This window comes from Agrobacterium tumefaciens, from assembly GCF_031801495.1.
GTDB classification, from domain to species: Bacteria; Pseudomonadota; Alphaproteobacteria; order Rhizobiales; family Rhizobiaceae; genus Agrobacterium; species Agrobacterium tumefaciens_K.
This window is the reverse complement of sequence record NZ_JAOEGC010000001.1, coordinates 158867-177005: the sequence shown is the minus strand read 5'-3', so window position 1 is coordinate 177005 and position 18139 is coordinate 158867. Positions and strand designations below refer to the sequence as shown.

At 57.2% G+C, this 18139-nt stretch carries 22 protein-coding genes and 1 pseudogene; 10 read left to right on the top strand and 13 right to left on the bottom strand.

Annotated elements, in window-relative coordinates:
* Positions 1-13 precede the first annotated feature (13 nt).
* A pseudogene (locus N7578_RS00925) lies at positions 14-348 on the bottom strand (IS30 family transposase); the annotation flags it as partial.
* Positions 349-357: 9 nt separating this feature from the next.
* On the opposite strand from N7578_RS00925, the gene N7578_RS00920 reads away from it, so the two are divergent.
* Complete coding sequence (locus N7578_RS00920) at positions 358-501, top strand: hypothetical protein (protein ID WP_311110104.1); 144 nt, start codon at positions 358-360, stop codon at positions 499-501.
* 90 nt (positions 502-591) lie between these two features.
* On the opposite strand, the gene N7578_RS00915 is transcribed toward N7578_RS00920, so the two are convergent.
* Together N7578_RS00915 and N7578_RS00910 are read right to left on the bottom strand one after the other, a co-directional pair.
* On the bottom strand, positions 592-1221 hold the full coding sequence (locus N7578_RS00915) for a Crp/Fnr family transcriptional regulator (RefSeq protein WP_311108448.1): 630 nt from the start codon (positions 1219-1221) through the stop codon (positions 592-594).
* A gap of 292 nt (positions 1222-1513) precedes the next feature.
* Positions 1514-1762 (bottom strand): hypothetical protein, encoded by a 249-nt coding sequence (locus N7578_RS00910; RefSeq protein WP_311108447.1) that lies wholly within the window; start codon positions 1760-1762, stop codon positions 1514-1516.
* Between the two features lie 243 nt (positions 1763-2005).
* Here N7578_RS00910 and N7578_RS00905 point away from each other — a divergent pair, with 243 nt between their 5' ends.
* The 5 genes from N7578_RS00905 (at position 2006) to treZ (ending at position 7368) form a co-directional block, all read left to right on the top strand.
* The gene (locus tag N7578_RS00905) at positions 2006-2365 is read left to right on the top strand and encodes a hypothetical protein (RefSeq protein WP_311108446.1); all 360 of its coding nucleotides are present in this window, start codon (positions 2006-2008) and stop codon (positions 2363-2365) included.
* Positions 2366-2380: 15 nt separating this feature from the next.
* The gene (locus tag N7578_RS00900) at positions 2381-3163 is read left to right on the top strand and encodes a Crp/Fnr family transcriptional regulator (RefSeq protein WP_311108445.1); all 783 of its coding nucleotides are present in this window, start codon (positions 2381-2383) and stop codon (positions 3161-3163) included.
* A 124-nt stretch (positions 3164-3287) separates the two neighbouring features.
* On the top strand, positions 3288-3515 hold the full coding sequence (locus N7578_RS00895) for a hypothetical protein (RefSeq protein WP_311108444.1): 228 nt from the start codon (positions 3288-3290) through the stop codon (positions 3513-3515).
* 515 nt (positions 3516-4030) lie between these two features.
* Entirely contained in the window at positions 4031-5560 is a 1530-nt protein-coding gene (glgA, locus tag N7578_RS00890) for a glycogen synthase GlgA (RefSeq protein ID WP_311108443.1), read from the top strand.
* 26 nt (positions 5561-5586) lie between these two features.
* Positions 5587-7368: a malto-oligosyltrehalose trehalohydrolase gene (treZ, locus tag N7578_RS00885; protein ID WP_311108442.1), complete on the top strand. Its 1782-nt coding sequence runs from the start codon at positions 5587-5589 to the stop codon at positions 7366-7368.
* A gap of 147 nt (positions 7369-7515) precedes the next feature.
* Here the strand turns inward: treZ and N7578_RS00880 are convergent, their stop codons facing one another.
* A complete protein-coding gene (locus tag N7578_RS00880; protein ID WP_112154539.1) occupies positions 7516-8040 on the bottom strand; it encodes a sigma-70 family RNA polymerase sigma factor in 525 nt (174 codons plus the stop codon).
* 181 nt (positions 8041-8221) lie between these two features.
* On the opposite strand from N7578_RS00880, the gene N7578_RS00875 reads away from it, so the two are divergent.
* Entirely contained in the window at positions 8222-8347 is a 126-nt protein-coding gene (locus N7578_RS00875) for a hypothetical protein (protein ID WP_311108441.1), read from the top strand.
* A gap of 156 nt (positions 8348-8503) precedes the next feature.
* Positions 8504-8734 carry a hypothetical protein gene (locus N7578_RS00870; RefSeq protein WP_013762433.1) on the top strand — a complete coding sequence of 77 codons (231 nt, stop codon included), beginning with the start codon at positions 8504-8506 and terminating at the stop codon, positions 8732-8734.
* Between the two features lie 15 nt (positions 8735-8749).
* Here N7578_RS00870 and N7578_RS00865 read toward each other — a convergent pair whose 3' ends face one another.
* Positions 8750-8947 carry a hypothetical protein gene (locus N7578_RS00865; protein ID WP_311108440.1) on the bottom strand — a complete coding sequence of 66 codons (198 nt, stop codon included), beginning with the start codon at positions 8945-8947 and terminating at the stop codon, positions 8750-8752.
* A 186-nt stretch (positions 8948-9133) separates the two neighbouring features.
* On the opposite strand from N7578_RS00865, the gene N7578_RS00860 reads away from it, so the two are divergent.
* Complete coding sequence (locus N7578_RS00860) at positions 9134-10303, top strand: zinc-dependent alcohol dehydrogenase (protein WP_311108439.1); 1170 nt, start codon at positions 9134-9136, stop codon at positions 10301-10303.
* Positions 10304-10313: 10 nt separating this feature from the next.
* On the top strand, positions 10314-11108 hold the full coding sequence (locus N7578_RS00855) for an SDR family NAD(P)-dependent oxidoreductase (RefSeq protein ID WP_311108438.1): 795 nt from the start codon (positions 10314-10316) through the stop codon (positions 11106-11108).
* Positions 11109-11115: 7 nt separating this feature from the next.
* Here N7578_RS00855 and N7578_RS00850 read toward each other — a convergent pair whose 3' ends face one another.
* From N7578_RS00850 to N7578_RS00815, 8 genes are all read right to left on the bottom strand, one after another.
* Complete coding sequence (locus tag N7578_RS00850) at positions 11116-11742, bottom strand: isochorismatase family cysteine hydrolase (protein ID WP_311108437.1); 627 nt, start codon at positions 11740-11742, stop codon at positions 11116-11118.
* 9 nt (positions 11743-11751) lie between these two features.
* A complete protein-coding gene (locus N7578_RS00845; RefSeq protein WP_311108436.1) occupies positions 11752-12411 on the bottom strand; it encodes a DUF6766 family protein in 660 nt (219 codons plus the stop codon).
* Between the two features lie 81 nt (positions 12412-12492).
* Positions 12493-12993 (bottom strand): ferritin-like domain-containing protein, encoded by a 501-nt coding sequence (locus N7578_RS00840; RefSeq protein ID WP_311108435.1) that lies wholly within the window; start codon positions 12991-12993, stop codon positions 12493-12495.
* 48 nt (positions 12994-13041) lie between these two features.
* Positions 13042-15180 (bottom strand): catalase C, encoded by a 2139-nt coding sequence (catE, locus tag N7578_RS00835; RefSeq protein ID WP_311108434.1) that lies wholly within the window; start codon positions 15178-15180, stop codon positions 13042-13044.
* A 68-nt stretch (positions 15181-15248) separates the two neighbouring features.
* Positions 15249-15851 carry a general stress protein gene (locus tag N7578_RS00830; RefSeq protein ID WP_311108433.1) on the bottom strand — a complete coding sequence of 201 codons (603 nt, stop codon included), beginning with the start codon at positions 15849-15851 and terminating at the stop codon, positions 15249-15251.
* Between the two features lie 27 nt (positions 15852-15878).
* The gene (locus N7578_RS00825; RefSeq protein ID WP_311108432.1) at positions 15879-16196 is read right to left on the bottom strand and encodes a PepSY domain-containing protein; all 318 of its coding nucleotides are present in this window, start codon (positions 16194-16196) and stop codon (positions 15879-15881) included.
* A gap of 265 nt (positions 16197-16461) precedes the next feature.
* Entirely contained in the window at positions 16462-17079 is a 618-nt protein-coding gene (locus N7578_RS00820; protein ID WP_311108431.1) for an NAD(P)H-dependent oxidoreductase, read from the bottom strand.
* Positions 17080-17955: 876 nt separating this feature from the next.
* The gene (locus tag N7578_RS00815) at positions 17956-18126 is read right to left on the bottom strand and encodes a hypothetical protein (protein ID WP_311108430.1); all 171 of its coding nucleotides are present in this window, start codon (positions 18124-18126) and stop codon (positions 17956-17958) included.
* Between the last annotated feature and the right edge of the window lie 13 nt (positions 18127-18139).

Here is an 18139-nt window from a genome sequence, read left to right as displayed (position 1 = left end):
CGAGTTTGTGAGTTCATACTGAACCGCGACTTGCAGGGCATCCAAAGCTAACTTGCATGCCGCATCTGCGCGAGAACTTTCTTCCGGAAACTTCTGCGGGCGTTCGATAGCCAAGGCATTTGCGCGGCGTTGCGTTGAGCCGACTGCAAATCTCAATCAAGTCTGCGTCTGTGACCGTCAGGGATCGACTTCTCTTGACAGCCACTTTCCCACCCGGCGGTTAGTGTTCTCGACAGTGCCTTTTTGCCACGGCGATTGTGGATCACAGAACCACGTTTGCATGCCGATGCTCGCCTGAAGATAAGGCCAGTCAGTAAACTCTGTTCCTCGGTCGAACGTGATTGATCGGAGGGAGACTTGCCGAAAACGGCTGACCCTGACGCGCTCGCAACATTCGTCCTCATCATTGCCCATGGGATTGCCGTTCAGGCGAAGGCGGGAGCGGATCCGGAGTTACTTCGCACGGTCGTACAGCAGGCCCTGGCGGGATGGCCGCGATGACTGAGGCAATCCTGCAAGGGCACGACATCCTGGCATCATCTCAGGAACAGACATGAAGAAGCACTGATAGTTGTCCGCTTCGCCGACACGCTAGATGGAAGTGACTGATGGCGTTGCAACATCCGTCCGCATACGAGTTATCAGTTTTTCATATTCTTTTTCCGGGACGCCGTAGGTCGTGTCGGCGAGGTCTTGCAATATGCTGCGATTGACGATCCGGACGTTTCCGCGGCTGGCGCGGATTGCATGGATTCCTTCAAGAATGTGAAGTTCGTTGGTGATGCCAGGGCGGCGCACACCAAGAACGGTGGAAAGAAACTCATGGGTGATCGGCAGATCATCGGTATCGAGCCGATCATGGCACATCAGCAGCCAGCGCGCGAGCCGTTCGCGCAGGCTGTACTGGCCGTTTGCAAGAGCAAGCTGGCCGATCTGAAGCAGGCAAATATTGACATAGCCCAGTAGAAGCGCCCGCAGCCGCGCATCGTTCTCCATTTCGTGTCGCAGTTCGACGGCGGGGATCAGAAAGCCACGCCCGCCAACACACATGATGGTTTCATCCAGTGCGGTTTCCGCACCCAAAAGAGCGGGCCAGCCGGTAATCCCCTCCCGGCCGACGAGTGCGGTTTCGACGCTTTTGCCGCTATCGTCATGAATGACCGTGGACGCGAGACCGCTCTCGATGAAACAGAGATGGGCCGTCGTCATCTCTGATGTCATGAGAGGCGTTTATCCCAGCCGACATCTGGCGCTCGCGGCAGCAAAGCTGCTCGAAAGCGATATGCTACCGACCGAAGAGGCGAGTCGTCTCGCTCAAACGACTAATATGACCCTGACCGATACCGCAGCCCCCAATCAGGTGTCCCGGTCGCTCCAGGTGCCGGTAGCGGTGCCCCACCAGGTGGATGTTCCCCTGCGACGTAGAAACGCAGAAATGAGCTTTCCACCGTCGACTGACGGTCGCAATCTCGCGGCGGGTAAAGTCTCGGCGAAATGACGGGCCGGCGCTGGCTCACGCGGCGCGACCGGGATGCGTCGCGATTAAAAAATAGAGCGCAATGGCGACCGCCAGCGCAAATATCACAAGCGCAAAGACCATCATGGTTTTCCAGGTGCGTTTGCGGCCGCGAAAATCGCCGTCATCGACGCCGACGGGTGAAAACTTCGAATCGAACCTTTCGCTTAGCGGTCGGTTCAAATCCTGCTCGGGCCTGATGCTTTCCCGTGGTGCATCAGCCATGCCATTATCTTTCGCCTGCATAGGATACCTCCATCTGGGCGCACGGCATCCTAACAACGCTCATCCTCAATTGTTCCGCCCCGGAAGCGGTCAGGGGGAGGGGAATGTCACAAGATGCCACCTTGGGAAGAGATGCGCGACGCCCCGCCAGCACTCTCGCGCATATTTGATAAATTCGGACGACCGGGCGGCTGAAATCATCCTGTTCAGACGTTATGGTAGGCGCAAAGACATACGCATGCGGTGGTATGCGAGGAGTAAAGCATGCAAACTGTCAAACGCCTCACCATCGCGATCATAGGCATGACTGATACCGTGACGCCGGAAATCAGAATGGCCTGGTTTCATGCTCAGATTGGTCTTGAGGGACCGTATTCCGCCAGTTTCATAGAGAGTGAAGACGCTCTGAAATTTACTGCCGCGATTATAGACGTCCGTTACGAGGCAAACGTCCTGCTACGCCTCTCCGAGCAGTTGGAAGGCCAAGCCATTCCCTATCTTTTTTTCGTACCCGACGCGGTCATCGATAGCGAGCCGGGACCTTTTGTCCTCTCCAGGCGTTCGGAAGACATTGAAAACATTGTTTCCGCTTTGATGGCGCAAGGAGGGGGCATCAGACATTAAAGCGAGGCACGTGCTATGCTGAAGCAAGTCGATATCCATGGTGAAACGAATACTCTACTTTCACATCTACCCGATGACGTCAGGCTTGAGGTGGTAGACGTTTCCAGGCCCATCAAGCTCGCATTGGGGGACGTACTGATACCAGCTGGCGGTGCCATCGAGGGTGTCTTCTTCCTGTCATCCGGCATAGCGTCCGTCGTTGTCGTCACCAAATCGGGGCGCAAAACCGAGGCGGGAGTTGTCGGCAAAGAAGGGTTCGTGCCGATGGGAGCCGTAGCAGGTGCGGAAACGAACCTGACCGAGATCGTCATGCAGGCTCCGGGCGAAGCACTTTTCATGGATATCAGGTCGTTTGACGCGCTTGTTTCAAAACATCGGGTGTTCTCTGACATTCTGGTCAGCGCCCTGCACGTCTCAAGAACACAGATACAGTTCACGGCATCTTCGAATGCCACCCAGTCCGTAACGGAGCGCCTCGCCCGCTGGCTCCTGATGTGCCACGACCGGGTAGAAAGCAATCAGCTGCAACTGACCCACGAATTCCTGTCAACCATGCTGGCAGTCAGGCGCGCGAGCGTGACGGACGCTCTCCACGTGCTGGAAAGCTTTGGGTTCATTCGCTCCGAAAGGGGACGAATTACGATCAGGAACCGCGAGATGCTTGTGACCTATGCCGGCGATCTCTACGGCGTGCCCGAAGAGGAAAACAATCGAATGCTCGCCCGTTTTCTACGCAAATACCGCTCTGATTCCGCGCTTGCCGACCTGATTGCTGTTGCGAGCGAGGGCGTTCGGTAGGCCGGACGGCCGTTCCCAGTTGCAGTTGGTACGCTTGCGAACATTTACCTTTGGTCGTTTCTCTATAAGATAAATGCATCTTCCCTCACACTGTGAAACGCTGAGCGCGTTTCAAGGAGGTGAAATGCAAATCAATCACGAATATCTGAGTGCTGGAATTTTTCTAAACGAAGACATCAATATCGTTAAGGCAGCCTACGAAAATGTTGTGTCTGCAGAACGCGACCCGGCTTTATGCCGTGCAGAGGTCGCCCGCTATGTCCTGAAAATGTATGATCGCGGCGTTGTCGATCCGTCGAAACTCCAGCAATTGGCCGCTCTCTATTTCCGAACCAAATTGCGTGTTGGCTGACATCCAGGTCTGACGCGTGGCAGCCTGCCACGATTTCAGCTTAGTTTTTCACCTCCCAGGTTTCCGATAATCCTGCATCTCGCCATGCTGGTGGGCAGAACGTTGCCTTGTTCCGATTGTCGATCGATCTGTGAAACGAGACGCTCACGATATGAAAGTGTCAACCGGCGGACCGGGAACAAACCTGCGTAGGCATGGTTCGGGTTGCTCCAAGGAACTCATACCGAGCGAGGTTATCACATGACCCGGAAAACACTCCCCATTCCAGAAGACAACCGGAGCCACCAGGGTCCCGGTCACAATGCCCGTCTGAGCACGGAAGACGCCTCTTCGATCAAGGAACAGAAGACTTCGACCCAGACGGGCCGCCAGGCAAACATAAAGATTAACACGACCCATCAAGGGCATCAGCAGGACAGGTAATGCCCGCCTGTTCCCGGCAGGCGGCTTGGTTGTTACCAACCTGTTTCCGGCTCCTCGCAATCTAAGATCAATGCGGTTCCCGGAGGCGCCAAATGCGGATTCTTGCCGTGACGGCCGAAATGTTTCCATTCGTCAAAACCGGCGGCTTGGCCGATGCGGCAGGTGCTCTGCCGGAGGCGCTGGGGAGACAGGGGGCGGATGTTCGTACATTGCTGCCTTTGTACCGGAAGCTCACGCCACTTATCCGCGGAAAGGAGCCATGTCTGAGTGCCACTGTTCTTGAGCAGCCGGTATCGGTTTATTCCGTTGTCTCCGACGGTCAACAACTGCTGCTTCTGGAAGCGGCGGACCTGTTCGACAGGGACGGCCATCCCTATGGCATAAAAGGCGAGCCTTTTTCCGACAACGATCTGCGCTTTGCGGTCCTTTCCAAGGTTGCAGCGGAAATCGCAGTCGGTGCGATTGACGGCTGGAAGCCCGATCTCGTTCACGCACATGACTGGCACGCGGCCTTAACCTGCGTCTACCTCACCGAGGCAACGCCGCAGGTGCCCTCCGTTCTTACCCTTCACAATCTCTCGTTTCAGGGGCAATATCCAATGGAGCGGGCGGGTATGCTCGGATTGCCGCCCCACCTCTGCACCGTGGATTGCCTAGAATATTATGGCGACATGTCGTTTTTGAAGGGTGGCCTGACGACCGCATCGGCCGTGACGACGGTAAGCCCCACTTACGCGAGAGAAATCCTCACACCGGAAATGGGAATGGGAATGCAGGGCGTGCTTGCTAAGCGGCGCGAGAACCTACGCGGCATCGTCAATGGCGTCGATCAGGACGTCTGGAATCCGGCGACGGACCCTTACATTCTTGCCAATTTCACGGCTGCCACGGCCACGAGACGGAGCCTCAACAAATATGCCTTGCTCCAGGCCCTTGGTCTTGCCCCTACCCAGGGCCCGGTCTTCGGGGTGGTCAGTCGCCTGACCTGGCAAAAGGGCATCGATCTCCTCCCTTACGTCGTACCCCTTATAATTGAAAGGAAAGGCAGGCTGATCATTCATGGAGAGGGAGATACGACACTGGAAGACAGCTTGGGGGCGCTGGCAAAGCGTTATCCGGAGCTGGTCTGCGCCCATATCGGCTATGACGAACGGCTGGCGCACATGATCCAGGCCGGCTCGGATTTCATCATCCAGCCTTCACGGTTCGAACCATGCGGGCTGACGCAGCTCTACGCGCTGCGATATGGCGCGCTGCCCATCGTCAGCCGCACGGGCGGGCTGGCGGAAACCATTATCGATGCGAATGACGCGGCCATTGAAGCGGGCGTGGCGACAGGCTTTCAATTCGAGCCGGCGAACACAGACGATCTGCGCGCAGCGCTGGACCGCGCTATTGACGCCTATAATGACCGCGAACTTTTCCGACGGCTTCAGGGGCAGGCCATGCAGGCTAATTTTTCCTGGGACAAGAGTGCCGCACAATATATGGCGCTTTTCGAGAGCCTTGTTGGCAACAGCACGCGCAAAAAGAACGCCGTCGCCGACATCAGACCCGAGACTTTTGCGAAGATAAGAGCTGACAGGCGACAGGCGGGAACCCCAGGATCACCAACAGGTTAGGCCACTGGCAACAGGAGGTTCTGGTGATGAATGCAGCGAATTATCGCGAATGGGGTGTGCAGTGCAATCAATCCGGCGACACGGTTTTCAGCATATGGGCACCCGCCTCGGCAACGGTGAAACTGTGGCTGAACGACGGGGAATTCGACATGCAAACGGCCGGGAACGGCTGGCATGACGCCACAATACCCACCTCCACCGGCGATCGCTACGGTTTCATACTGGATGACGGGACAAGGGTTGCGGATCCCGCTTCCAACCAGCAGGACGAAGGCCCGCTCGGCCCCTCCCTTATCGTCAATCATGACTTCCACTGGAAAAACCCCGACTGGAAAGGCCGGCCGTGGCACGAAGCGGTCGTTTATGAGCTTCATGTCGGAACGTTTACAAAAGAGGGAACATTTGCGGCCGCAGCGGAGAAGCTCGAATATCTCGCAGGCATCGGTGTGACGGTTGTCGAACTCATGCCGCTCGCGACCTTCTCGGGCAGTCGCGGCTGGGGTTATGACGGTGTTCTGCAGTTCGCGCCCCAGCGAGATTATGGCACGCCCGAAGACCTCAAGGCCTTTATCGATAAGGCCCACGCCCACGGCATCATGGTGCTGCTGGATGTCGTCTATAACCACTTCGGCACCACGGGGAACGCAATTGAGTCGTTTGCCCCCGCATTCTTCAAGCAGGGCGGGACGCCGTGGGGACCCGCGCCGGACTTCAACCGCGCCGAGGTGCGGTCGTTCTTTCTCCAGAACGCGCTCTACTGGCTAGAGACCTATCGGTTTGACGGGCTGCGGATCGATGCCGCCGACCATCTCGCCGGCGGCGACGGAGACGTCGATTTTCTGATCGAGATGGCGGCGCACGTGAAGCGGGCGATAACGAGCAGGCATGTCCATATCGTTACGGAAGACGCGCGAAATGCAGCCTCACCCATGACACCTTCGTCTGATGGCCTCGTCGGTGTCGATGCCGAATGGAACGACGACTTTCACCACGTGATCCATGTTGCCACCACGCATGAGGACGGTGGCCTTTACGCAGATTTCGCCAACCAGCCCTATGACGGTCTTCGCCGCTCGCTCGCAACCGGCTTTGTCTATCAGGGCCACCCGCGGCCTTCTCATAATTTTGCGGGAAGCGGTCAACCCAGCGGCCATCTCCCGCCCCACCGGTTCGTAAACTTTCTGCATAACCACGATCAGGCCGGTAACCGCCTGCGCGGCGAGCGGCTGCGCTCCCTGATACAACCTGCCCTTTTCGATACGCTTGAGACGATCCTCCTCCTCGCCCCGCAGACGCCGCTGATGTTCATGGGCGACGACCATGGTTCGACCAACCCGTTCTTCTTTTTTTCCGACCACCCTCAAAACGACCGGGAGCAGGAGATCAAGAATCGGCTGAAACAGGCGGAAAGCTTCCAGGGCGAATTACCTCCCGAGGCCCCAGAAGTAGTGCTGGATCCGAATGATCCGCACACGATGCAAATCTCGACTCTGAAGTGGGATCAGGCTGAAACGACCGAGGGGAAGCTGGCAAGGGAAAGGATGAAGGCATTGCTCGAGAAACGGCGCCGGTACATCTGGCCGCTCCTGTGCTCGGATTTCGAGATGGGAGTTTCCCTTGACTGCGAAACCCAATGTCTGGCGATCGACTGGTATTTCAGCGCGGGACGGCTGGAAATGCGCGCCAACCTTTCGCCAAACCTCACCAGTCTTCCGGCTGTGCAGGGGGAAACCTTTTTCCGGCACGGCAGTATCGAGGGCACGAGCTATGGCGATTATGCCCTGCAATTTGCGATCGGTGACCGCTGATAGGCGCAGAGAAACAAAACGGCCGCGGCAATGTCTTGCGCGGCCGGTTCAACATCGAAATATGATTTCCGGCGATCCACCGGAAAGGCATTCTCGAGTGCATGCGGTTGGACGGACGAAGGCGTCCGCATTGTGAGAAATTACCCTTTAGTCAAGGTTGCGCCGAAGCGATTCCCTTGCCCTGTTCACCCGGCTTTTGATCGTGCCCACCCGGCAGCCGCAAATGGCCGCGGCATCGGAGTAACTTGTCCCTCCGGCGACAAGCAGAAGCGCTTTTTTCTGATCCTTGTCGAGATCCCGTATCGCGCGCATGACTTCCTGATGCTGCACACGCCATTCCTGGCTGGCAGGGGTAGACATCGTCTGCTCGATACCAACGGGCAAGCCTACACATTCGCGTTTAGACACCTTGTAGCGGGTACAGAACGTGTTGCGCAAAATGGTGAAGAGCCACGATTTCAAAGCCGTGCCGGGCGTAAAACCGTGCAGGGACCGCAGTCCTCGCAACATCGTCTCTTGAACGAGATCGTCGACATCCTCTTCATTCCTGACGAAGCGGCGGGCAAAAGCCGTCAAGGCCGGCGCCAGATCTGCAATACCGATACGCAACACCTCCAGCTGCGCATCATTTAATGTGTTTCCGGAAACTCCACTCACAGCGTGCTTGGCCATTTTCCCATCCTTTCACTATGGGCAAATGTCTCGGCGGACGCTTGGTTGCTGTACGCCAACGTACAATAGCGAAATCCGCGACGATCCAAAGGTCTCATTGAGAACACCCGGACCGCGTTAATGCTCGCGTCCCGACAACGTGGCTTCAGGCACTTTCCGCACTGCCGGGTGATTGTTTCCGATGCCGCTGTTCAATCATACGTTCCGCGTTTTCTCTCGTCCGTTCCCTGTCCTTGCGGCTTTCATCGCTATTGCCGGAACGGGCGTCATCCGTACCGGGCTCTGGCTTGGCGTCATCGTCTGGTAGGCTCATCGCTTCATCTCCGCTTGTGGTTTCCAGAATGAGGGACCCGCTATCCCCGCAGTTTTCTAACCATGCCGCCGGAAGGATGTTCCGGCGTGATGAAGGTCTGAGGGAACAGGGTCGCCGGAAAATGGTTAGGGGCGTATCAAGGAGGATGTCATGAACAAGGACGACAAGCTGAAGCAGATTCATAAGGACAGCGAACCGCAATTTGCGCGCGGCAAAAAAACCTCTGATAACAACGGCGTCGCGAGTGCGAAGCCAAGGGTTATCACCGGGTCGGACGACGCAACCGCCAATAAGCTGCCGCCCGGGGTCAAAAAACCTGAAAAAGACTGGGATTTGAACTACGACGAGCGGGACACCAACGAGGGCGATTTCAGAGGTTAACCCGATCGAAAATCGTCACCGGGCCAAATCATCGATCACAAGTTCGATGGATTGTGGCTCGGCGCCTTCTCGCGTCTGTACCGTCAAGACGCTGCCGGTGCTCAGGACGCCTTCAAGTATGGTACGCTCGCCCACAATGATCTTGATGACCCTCGGGGTTTTAGCCTCGATATTCAAGCTGTTGCTGTTTTCGTGATCGACTGTCTGGCTCATGGCTGGACCTCCATTGCTGGGAAGATAGGTGGCCTAACTACGCTCTGCCACGCTTGTTCCCTTCCTTCCGTCGCTGCACACGGCTCGACGCGATCGCCAAAAATTCCGGAACTTTCACGGGGGTGCCCGGTTAGGCGTGAACCCGGCAGCCCCTGCTGCTCCTCCGATCCGGAAGGAAAACCGACCATGAAGGCACTGACCTGGCACGGTAAGCACGACATTCGCTGTGAGAGTGTCCCCGATCCACAAATCGAGCACGGTCGCGACGCGATTATCAAGGTGACCGCCTGCGCAATCTGCGGTTCTGATCTTCATCTCTACAACGGCATCATGCCCGAAATGCATGGCGGCGATATTATGGGCCACGAGACCATGGGCGAAGTTGTCGACGTCGGTAGGGACAACAAGACCCTGAAGGTCGGCGACCGGGTCGTCGTTCCCTTTACCATTGCCTGTGGAGAATGCTTCTTCTGCAAAAGAGGGTTTTACTCCGGCTGCGAGCGCAGCAACCCCAACCCGCATAAGGTTCGGGAGATGTGGGGAAACTCCCCCGCTGGGCTGTTCGGCTACACGCACCTTCTGGGCGGTTTCAGCGGGGGCCAGGCCGAATATATGCGGGTTCCCTATGCCGATGTCGGGCCCATCAAGGTTCCGGACGGGCTGACGGACGAGCAGGTCCTGTTCCTGTCAGACATTTTCCCGACCGGTTACATGGCGGCGGATTTCTGTAATATCCAGCCCGGCGATACGATTGCCATCTGGGGCTGCGGTCCTGTCGGCCAAATGGCCATCCGCTCCGCCTTCCTTTTGGGTGCGGAACGCGTCATCGCCATCGATTCCGTACCCGAACGGATCGCGCTTGCCGCCGCCGCAGGCGCGCTCACACTGAATTATCTGGATGACGATATTTACGAGCAGATCATGGAATTGACCCATGGTCGCGGCGCCGACGCCTGCATCGACGCCGTGGGGACGGAACCGGATCCGGCCGCCGGATGGGATTCCCGGCTCGACCGTATCAAGGTGGCGACATTCATGGGGACGGACCGTCCACATGTGCTGCGGCAGGCTATTTATTGCTGCCGTAACTTCGGCACAGTCTCGATCGTCGGCGTCTATGGCGGTTTTCTCGACAAGATCCCGATGGGCTCCGCGATCAATCGCGGCCTGACATTCCGAATGGCTCAGACACCTGTGCAGGCCTATCTTCCCACCCTTCTGGGGCGGATCGAGAAGGGAGAGATAGACCCTTCCTTCGTCATCACCCACCGCGCCACCCTCGATGAAGGCCCTGATCTTTATAAAACGTTCAGCCACCGCGACGATGGCTGCATCAAGGTCGTCCTGAAGCCATAGGAGAACAACCATGCCTGCGAAAAAATCCATCAAGGGCCTTGCTGTGGTTACTGGCGCATCGTCAGGCATCGGGTACGAACTGGCAAGATGCGCCGCGCAGGACGGTTACAATCTCATCATCGTGGCTGACGAAGCGGAAATTGAAACGGCCGCTACGAAGTTACTGGCGGCGGGAACGGAAGTGGAGGCGGTGCAAGCCGACCTTTCTACACAGGCAGGCGTGGAAAAACTTCTCGCCCGAATAGCGACGAAAGAGCGCCCGGTCGATCTGCTTTTTGCGAACGCGGGACAGGGGCTGGGCAACGGTTTTCTGGATCAGAAAATGGATGCTATCCAGCGGGTGATAGCCACCAACATCAGCGGCACCGTTGCGCTGGTGCATGCGATAGGCAACGGCATGCGCCAGCGCGGCACCGGCCGGATCCTGTTCACGGGCTCCATTGCCGGTTTCATGCCCGGCAGCTTTCAGGCGGTGTATAACGCGACAAAAGCGTTTATTAATTCCTTCTCGTTCGCACTTCGTGAAGAGCTGGATGGCACCGGCGTTACCGTTACCTGCCTGATGCCCGGAGCAACAGAAACGGCATTTTTCGAGCGCGCAGATATGCTCGATACGCCGGTCGGCAAACAGAAGAAGGACGATCCCGGCTTCGTCGCGCAAATCGGCTATGAAGCGATGATGAATGGCGACGGTGACGTCGTGTCCGGCTGGAAAAACAAGCTGATGTCGGCTGCGGCAAACGTGACCCCATCCGAGATCCTGGCAAAACAACACCGCAAAATGGCTGCCCCGGAAGAAAAGTGACGCTGGCCTACGGGAATTTTATCAGCCGCCGAGCGGATTGCGACGGAAGAGCACCGAGGAGTATCGCTGTGTCACAGACCTGCAACTGCGTCGAATAACGGCCGGAGAGCAACTTTAACGCTGCGTCGTGCGTCGCATCCCTTCCGCTGCAAAGCGCGTCTTCTACCAGAACGACATGGAAACCCTGGTCTATCGCACCCAGAACGGTGGCGAGAACGCAGACATCCGTTTCTCCGCCTGTGATCACAACCGTCGATACACGCTCTTTCCGCAGGATTTCGCCGAGACCCCCTTGTTGCCACGGCGAATAGACGCTTTTGCGGAAGATACGGGCGGGTGGGATATAGCGCGATAGGGAGGGGATGACCTCGATGAGCTCGGGAGGCAGGGCCTGCTGCGTCATCATCGGCCATTTTTCGTAATAGGCCTGCCACGCACCGGGAGCCTCTTCTACGGTTTTAGGCGGCATAAAACAGGTGAAAATGCAGCGGGCGGGATCCGCCTGAACCACGGCCTCCACCTCTTCGCTGATACGGTCCATCCATTCGACATGCCATGGCGTATCCTCGGCGAAAACGCGCTGCATGTCGACGCACAGGTGCCGCCAGTCTCCCTCGTCCGAAAATTCGATCATGCCTCCTCCCTACCCGCCAGTCTCGCTGTGAGGAGCGGCAACCGGCTTTGATTCCGGCGATCCGCGAAAGCGCAGGAAGATGGAAAGAACGACGAGGACCGCAGTCGACAGAAACTCCGATTGCCAGTTCTGAAACGATTCAAACCAGAATTCTACACTTCCCAGATGCGCAAACAGCGTCGTCTCGGGCTCGCCGTGCATGGCGGCTTCCAACGCCGCCGTGTCGGCACTGTATTTCAGGTGCAGGAGAAAACTGACGATAAAAAGAAAGAACAGCGCCAGACCCAGGGAATAAGAATATATGGCACGGATAAATCCTCCAAGTTTTACCGGCCAAGGCGCCTTGGGATCATCTTCGTTTTGGGCAGGGTCTTCATCCTGCGAGGCCGTTTTGTCAGGATCTTTGGACTCCGACGAGCCTCTTTGAAAAAGAAATGCGGTCAGCATCACGTAAGCCGACATCTGAAGGAATTCGCTCTCCCAGTTTTCGAACAAAGCGGAGAGAAAATGACCGCTCTTTGCATAAGAAAAAAACGTGAGAGGCATGGCGTGATGTTGCGCCAGCTCCTCATTGTAAACCGCCCAACCGGTCGCCAGCATACCACCGATCGTCAATACGGAAGTCAGGACAAGGACAATCGTCAATCCATTGTCGCGAAACAGCCTCATGGTTCAGCCTCGCATGAAAGAGACAACTGCAGAATCGAAGGTGCCGCCGGTTTGAGCGGCACCTCCCAAGTGACGGAACGCTTACGCCGCCTTGGATTTGCCCTTCACGTTCGCGCTGGCCTGGGCAAGCGACGAGAGCGCCGTGTCCGTCGCACTTTCTTCGCCCAGCGTCTGTTCGAACAGTTTGGCCGCTTCCTTCATGCCGAGTTCAACCGCCCACGTCTTCAATGTGCCGTAGCGGGTGATCTCGTAATGCTCCACGGCCTGCGCCGAAGAAATGAGCCCGGCATCAAGCGCGGACGAGCCCTTGAATTCCTCCATGATTTCCTCGCCTTCCGCGATGATGCCCTGGATCGCCTCACAGGTCTTGCCGCGCGCCGGCTTGCCGAGCAGTTCAAAGACATTCTGCAAACGCTCCACATGGACCTCTGTCTCGTCCCTGTGTTTTTCGAATGCCGCCTTCAAGTCCGGCGATTGCGCAGCGCGCGCCATCTTCGGAAGCGCCTTGAGAATCTGGCGCTCGGCAAAATAAATGTCCTTCACCGTATCGAGGAAAAGGTCTTCCAATGTCTTCTCAGCCATTTTTAGTCTCCTGTTGCTTTGGTTGGTGAGTGGGAAATCAGATGTTCGTCATTGCTCATTAACGGGAACGGAGGCCTTGCCGAGCTTCACCGATGGCTCGCGCGCCCACACCCGCAATTTGCCGAGTTCGGACACGAAGGCCGCCAGTCCCTCCTCGCCTGGCAAGGGCAGCACCCCCTCATCCATGGCATCCGCAATTCCCGCTTTTTCCAGAAGCGGCAGCGCCGACTGGTCGTAACCGATGAATTTGCAGTGCTGGAACGCGTCGGCAACGAAATCCCGCGCGGTTGCTTCCTTGGTCAGTTCGTCGACGGCCGTAGCCGATGTTAGCACCGCCACCGCATCGAAGAGCACCGAAGGGCCGCCATCGATCATGTGATGTGCCTCGATGAACGTACCGTCCGACGCCGTCACGCCGCCAACCTTGGGCGCGATCAACTCGAAGACGGCTTTTTCGGCCGTTACCGCCTTGGTCACCCCCTTCAGCAGTTTTGCATCCACACCGTCGGTGATGAGAATACCGAGCTTGCGACCCTCGAACCGTTTGGGCCCACGCTGAACGATACTGAGCGCCGGCGAAGGCTCAAGATCCTGACGGGTCGGCATGGCGGCATCCGCGGGCTTCGGCATGGCTTGCAGGCCGAGCTTCTGCGCCACCGTCGCAGCCAACGTTTCATCGATATTGAGAAGATGCGCGACCATCCTCTCACGAATGACTGGCGTTTCCACCTTGCTGAGTTCGAAGGTGAGCGCCGATGCGATATGGCGTTGTTCAGGCGGCGTTTGGCTAATGTAGAACTGGCGCGCCTGGCTGTAGTGATCGGCAAAACTTTCCGGCCGCAGCCTCGCCTTGGGTCCCTGCTCTTCAGCGGGGAAATGCTGAAAACCACGCATCGGCGATTCCCTTGGACCCTCTCCGAAGGAATTCGGCTGATAATTGGCCCGTCCGGTCGGGTTGCGCACCGCCATATGGCCGTCCTGCTGAAAATGCGCGAAAGGACACTTCGGCGCATTGATCGGCAGATGTGTGAAGTTTGGTCCACCGAGACGCTTCAACTGCGTATCCAAATAGGAAAAATTCCTGCCCTGGAGCAGCGGATCATTGCTGAAATCGATGCCCGGCGGAACGTTCTGCGTCATGAACGCCACCTGTTCGGTCTCGGCAAAGAAGTTGTCCGGCATACGATCAAGGACGAGTCGGCCGACCGGTTTGGGCGCCAATATCTCCTCGGGGATGATCTTGGTGGGATCGAGGACGTCAAAATCAAAACTGTCGGCGAAGTCTTGGTCGAAAAGCTGCACCTGCAACTCCCACTCCGGGAAATTGCCGGACTGGATCGCAGTCCAGAGATCACGCCGGTGGAAATCGGGATCGGCGCCGTTGATCTTGACCGCTTCGTTCCACGCCACCGATTGCAATCCGAGCTTCGGCTTCCAGTGAAACTTCACGAAGCTCGATTCTCCCTTCGCATTGATGAGGCGGAAGGTGTGTACGCCGAACCCTTCCATAAACCGGAAGGAACGCGGAATAGTCCGGTCCGACATGATCCACATGACCATGTTCATGCTTTCGGGCGTGAGGCTGATGAAATCCCAGAAGGTGTCATGCGCCGTTTGCGCCTGCGGAAAGGCGCGGTCGGGCTCCTGCTTGGCGGCATGAATGAGGTCCGGAAACTTGATTGCGTCCTGAATGAAGAAGACGGGAATGTTATTGCCGACGAGATCCCAATTTCCTTCCTTGGTGTAGAGCTTCACGGCAAAGCCGCGCACATCCCGCGCGAGATCGGCCGAGCCCTTGTTGCCGGCAACTGTCGAGAACCGCACGAAGGCGGGCGTCTTTTCACCGGCCCTCTGAAACAGGTCAGCCTTGGTGTGGGCGGCAAGGGAGTCATAGGTCTCGAAATAGCCATGCGCGCCGTAACCGCGGGCATGAACTACGCGTTCTGGAATCCGTTCGTGATCGAAATGGAAAATCTTCTCGCGGAAATGAAAATCATCCACGAGAAGCGGCCCGCGAGGACCGACCCGAAGGGAATTCTGGTCGTCCGCAACCGGCCCGCCCTGCGCGGTCGTCAGCACGGGCTCGTCGCCAGCGGCAATCTGGTGCAGCTCGCCTCCTTCTCCCCGAACAAGCTTCTGGTCGTGGATGGTAACGGAAGATGAGGTGGAATCTGGTTTTTTGGCCATGTTAACTCCTGCAAGGCGTTGACCAGGGACCATGGCGGAACCAGGCCCCTGGAGGACGGACGTTCTCGTCAAATTGCCGAGCGGCGATAGCGGCTACGTTCCTGTTCAATGTCTTCCGCTGCGTACGGTCTCGAGGTCTCGTCGAAACGCGTCCAGCCCTGTTCGCGATAAGCGGCGCGGCGTTCGGCAGGATCAACCCAGCCTTGCCGCTTCAGCACGGCCTCGGCCTCCGGCACCAGATTGTCTTCCACACGGGCGGTTACCAGTGTGCCGCCCCTGCGCACCCCTTCCGCGTAGAGATTGGCATCCTCTTCGGAAACACCCGAGCGGGTCATGGCTCCGATCAGCCCGCCGGCAGCACCGCCGGCAACAGCGCCGCCGGCTGCTCCGACTGCCGTTGCGGCAAGCCAACCGGCTGCAACGACCGGCCCCACTCCCGGGATTGCCATCAGTCCAAGCCCCGCCAGCAGACCGCCGGCGCCACCAACAAGCGCGCCGATACCGGCGCCAGTCCCAGCGCCCTCGGCCGCATTGGAATCCTCTCCATGTCGTCTGTCGGCGTTGCTAGCCACAATGCTGATATCGTGTGACGGGACGCCCGCGTTTTCCAGTTCGGAAACGGCGGCACTTGCATCATCATAGTCGTCGAAAAGTCCGGTTACGGTTCTCATGTCACTTCTCCCAAAATCGTGCGCGCCCTACTTGGCGACGATGTTGCCCTGGTAGTCGAGCGCTAAGGCGACGGTCTTCCCACCCTTCATGCCGGACGCCATCCACACACCCTTGTCGTCCTTCGTCAGGTTCTTGACCTGTGTGTAACCGGCATCTTCAATTCTCTGCCTGGCCTGCGCTTCGGTGAAACTGTTGGCGCCCTCTACCGGTGCCGCGGGATTATTGGCGCCCGGTGTGGCCACAGCAGGCGTATCACCTCCGGGATTTGCTGTCGGCGTCTGCTGGGCGAAAGCCGACAGCGCACCGCTCGCCAAGAGCAACGCAACGAAAACAGTCTTCTTCATTGAGGTTTCCTCCACTTGCATCATCGTTCTCCTGCCTACCTCATGCGACTACCCCGAGCGACGGAGCAGCACACCTTAAGGCCGGCTTGAACACCTCCCGAACAAACCGAAATGCTAAGAGTTCCGAAAATAATTAGCGGCTTAGGAAGTCCTCGTTTCCAGATGTCGCGACGGCGGCGATCCGGGAGGGCCTGAAAGGACCCTCAACGACCCGCGCAGCCGGCTTGAGGGGGAAAGGCCCGTGCTGCGAACCGAGGGAATGGTATCAGTCCTTGCCGCCCGGATACTGGTTGTTCTTCAGGAATTCCGCCAGATGCACGGTATTGCGCACAAGCATGCTGATCATGGTCTTAACTGCATCAGGCGTTTCAGCGAGATCTATGAAATTCTCCGAGCCCATCGCCTCCCCCACCCAATAAGCAACCGCATTTGCAGGGATCGTGAAGCCAATATCATTCAGAGCCTGAAAAAGTTCCGCAGAAACATGATGAGCCCCATCCTCATTCCCGACGACCGCGACCGCGGCAATCTTGCCGTAGGAAACCATACGCCCTTGCTCGTCGGTTTCGTCCAGAAATGCATCCATGCGCTCCAACGCCCTTTTGCAAACGCTCGAGGGTTGTCCGAGCCATATCGGTGTGCCAAACAAAAGAATATCGGCAGCAAGAATCTTTTCGCGGATAGCCGGCCAAGCATCCCCGTCGCCTTCATCGGATGTGACACCAGGTTTGATGTCGTGATTCGCAAGCCGGATCGTCTCGGTTCGTACATCGTGATCGCCAAGCTCTTGAAGGATCAGGGCCAGCAGTCTTTCGGTCGACGAGGGCTCTGTCGACGCGGAGGGCTTGAGTGTCGCGTTCAATGCAAGGGCTGTGAGAGACATGGTTAGCTCCTTCTGTCAGCGGACTTTGCCGCATGTTGGTTTTGGTGAGTACGTCTCGGTGAAAGTAGGTGGCCACCACCGCCACCAATCTGGTAGACCGATTTGACCAAACGCTGGGAAAGCAACCGCGCTTTGGTGGGAAGTGGAGGCAGCTTCTCGGCTCCGGGTCCGTTTTCCTTTTCAGTCTGGCGCGATATCTTCGATTTCCTCTTCGTTGGGATGATCGATCCTGCTCTATCGACGTGCGCCTGCTGGTCCGCAGGTCGTCAAGGTTGCTTCCATCACTGCGAAGCCTGGGTCTGCGAATTCCGCACCGGGAAAATCGTGAGGAATATGACTGCTTGCCAAACCACTTAAACCGAAACGCCGTTGGTGAATGGGGACACCAAAACGCCCCCAAGACTGTATAAAAGCTTCTTCATAACGCTCTGCGCCGATCACTGGCACACTTGTAGGGCAAACGAAGGGCGTAGGTTCAGTAGAGTGCGCTGCTGTTACGCGATGAAACTAACAAAGAAAGCGGAGGATAGTTCCGGGCTTATCTGGCAGCAGGGCCGGGGAGACGGCGATAACGAAAAATCGCGAAATATCCGAACCTTCCAATGCAGGCTGCTACAAAGGGGGCCAACAGAACGGGGCGTCAGCTTATTTTCGCGATGCACTTTATAAATCGCGCTGTCACTTACTCGCCAGTTTGAGCGCTCGCTCGTAGAGGAGGGCTAAGATATCGGACAAAAGCGGATGCGAGTCTCGGAGAGATACTGGAAACGCCAGCCACCTATCGACGAGCTGGTGTTTCTACTATTTGACCAGCTAGGCTGTAACCGCACAGATCCAGCGTCGGGTCCGAACCGATCGCGTAGATTTCACTGGTACTCATCCGCTAAAAAGCGTGAAGCCAATGACACTTGCATAAGCGACAAACACCACGGCTCCAATTACAATCATAGATGCAATTACAAAACTGGCAGCACGACGCTTTTTGGGCTTGCTATCGTTTGGCTCGGTTTTTCGCAAAATCGGATCGTATTTATCACTTTTTTCCATCACCCGGTCCTTT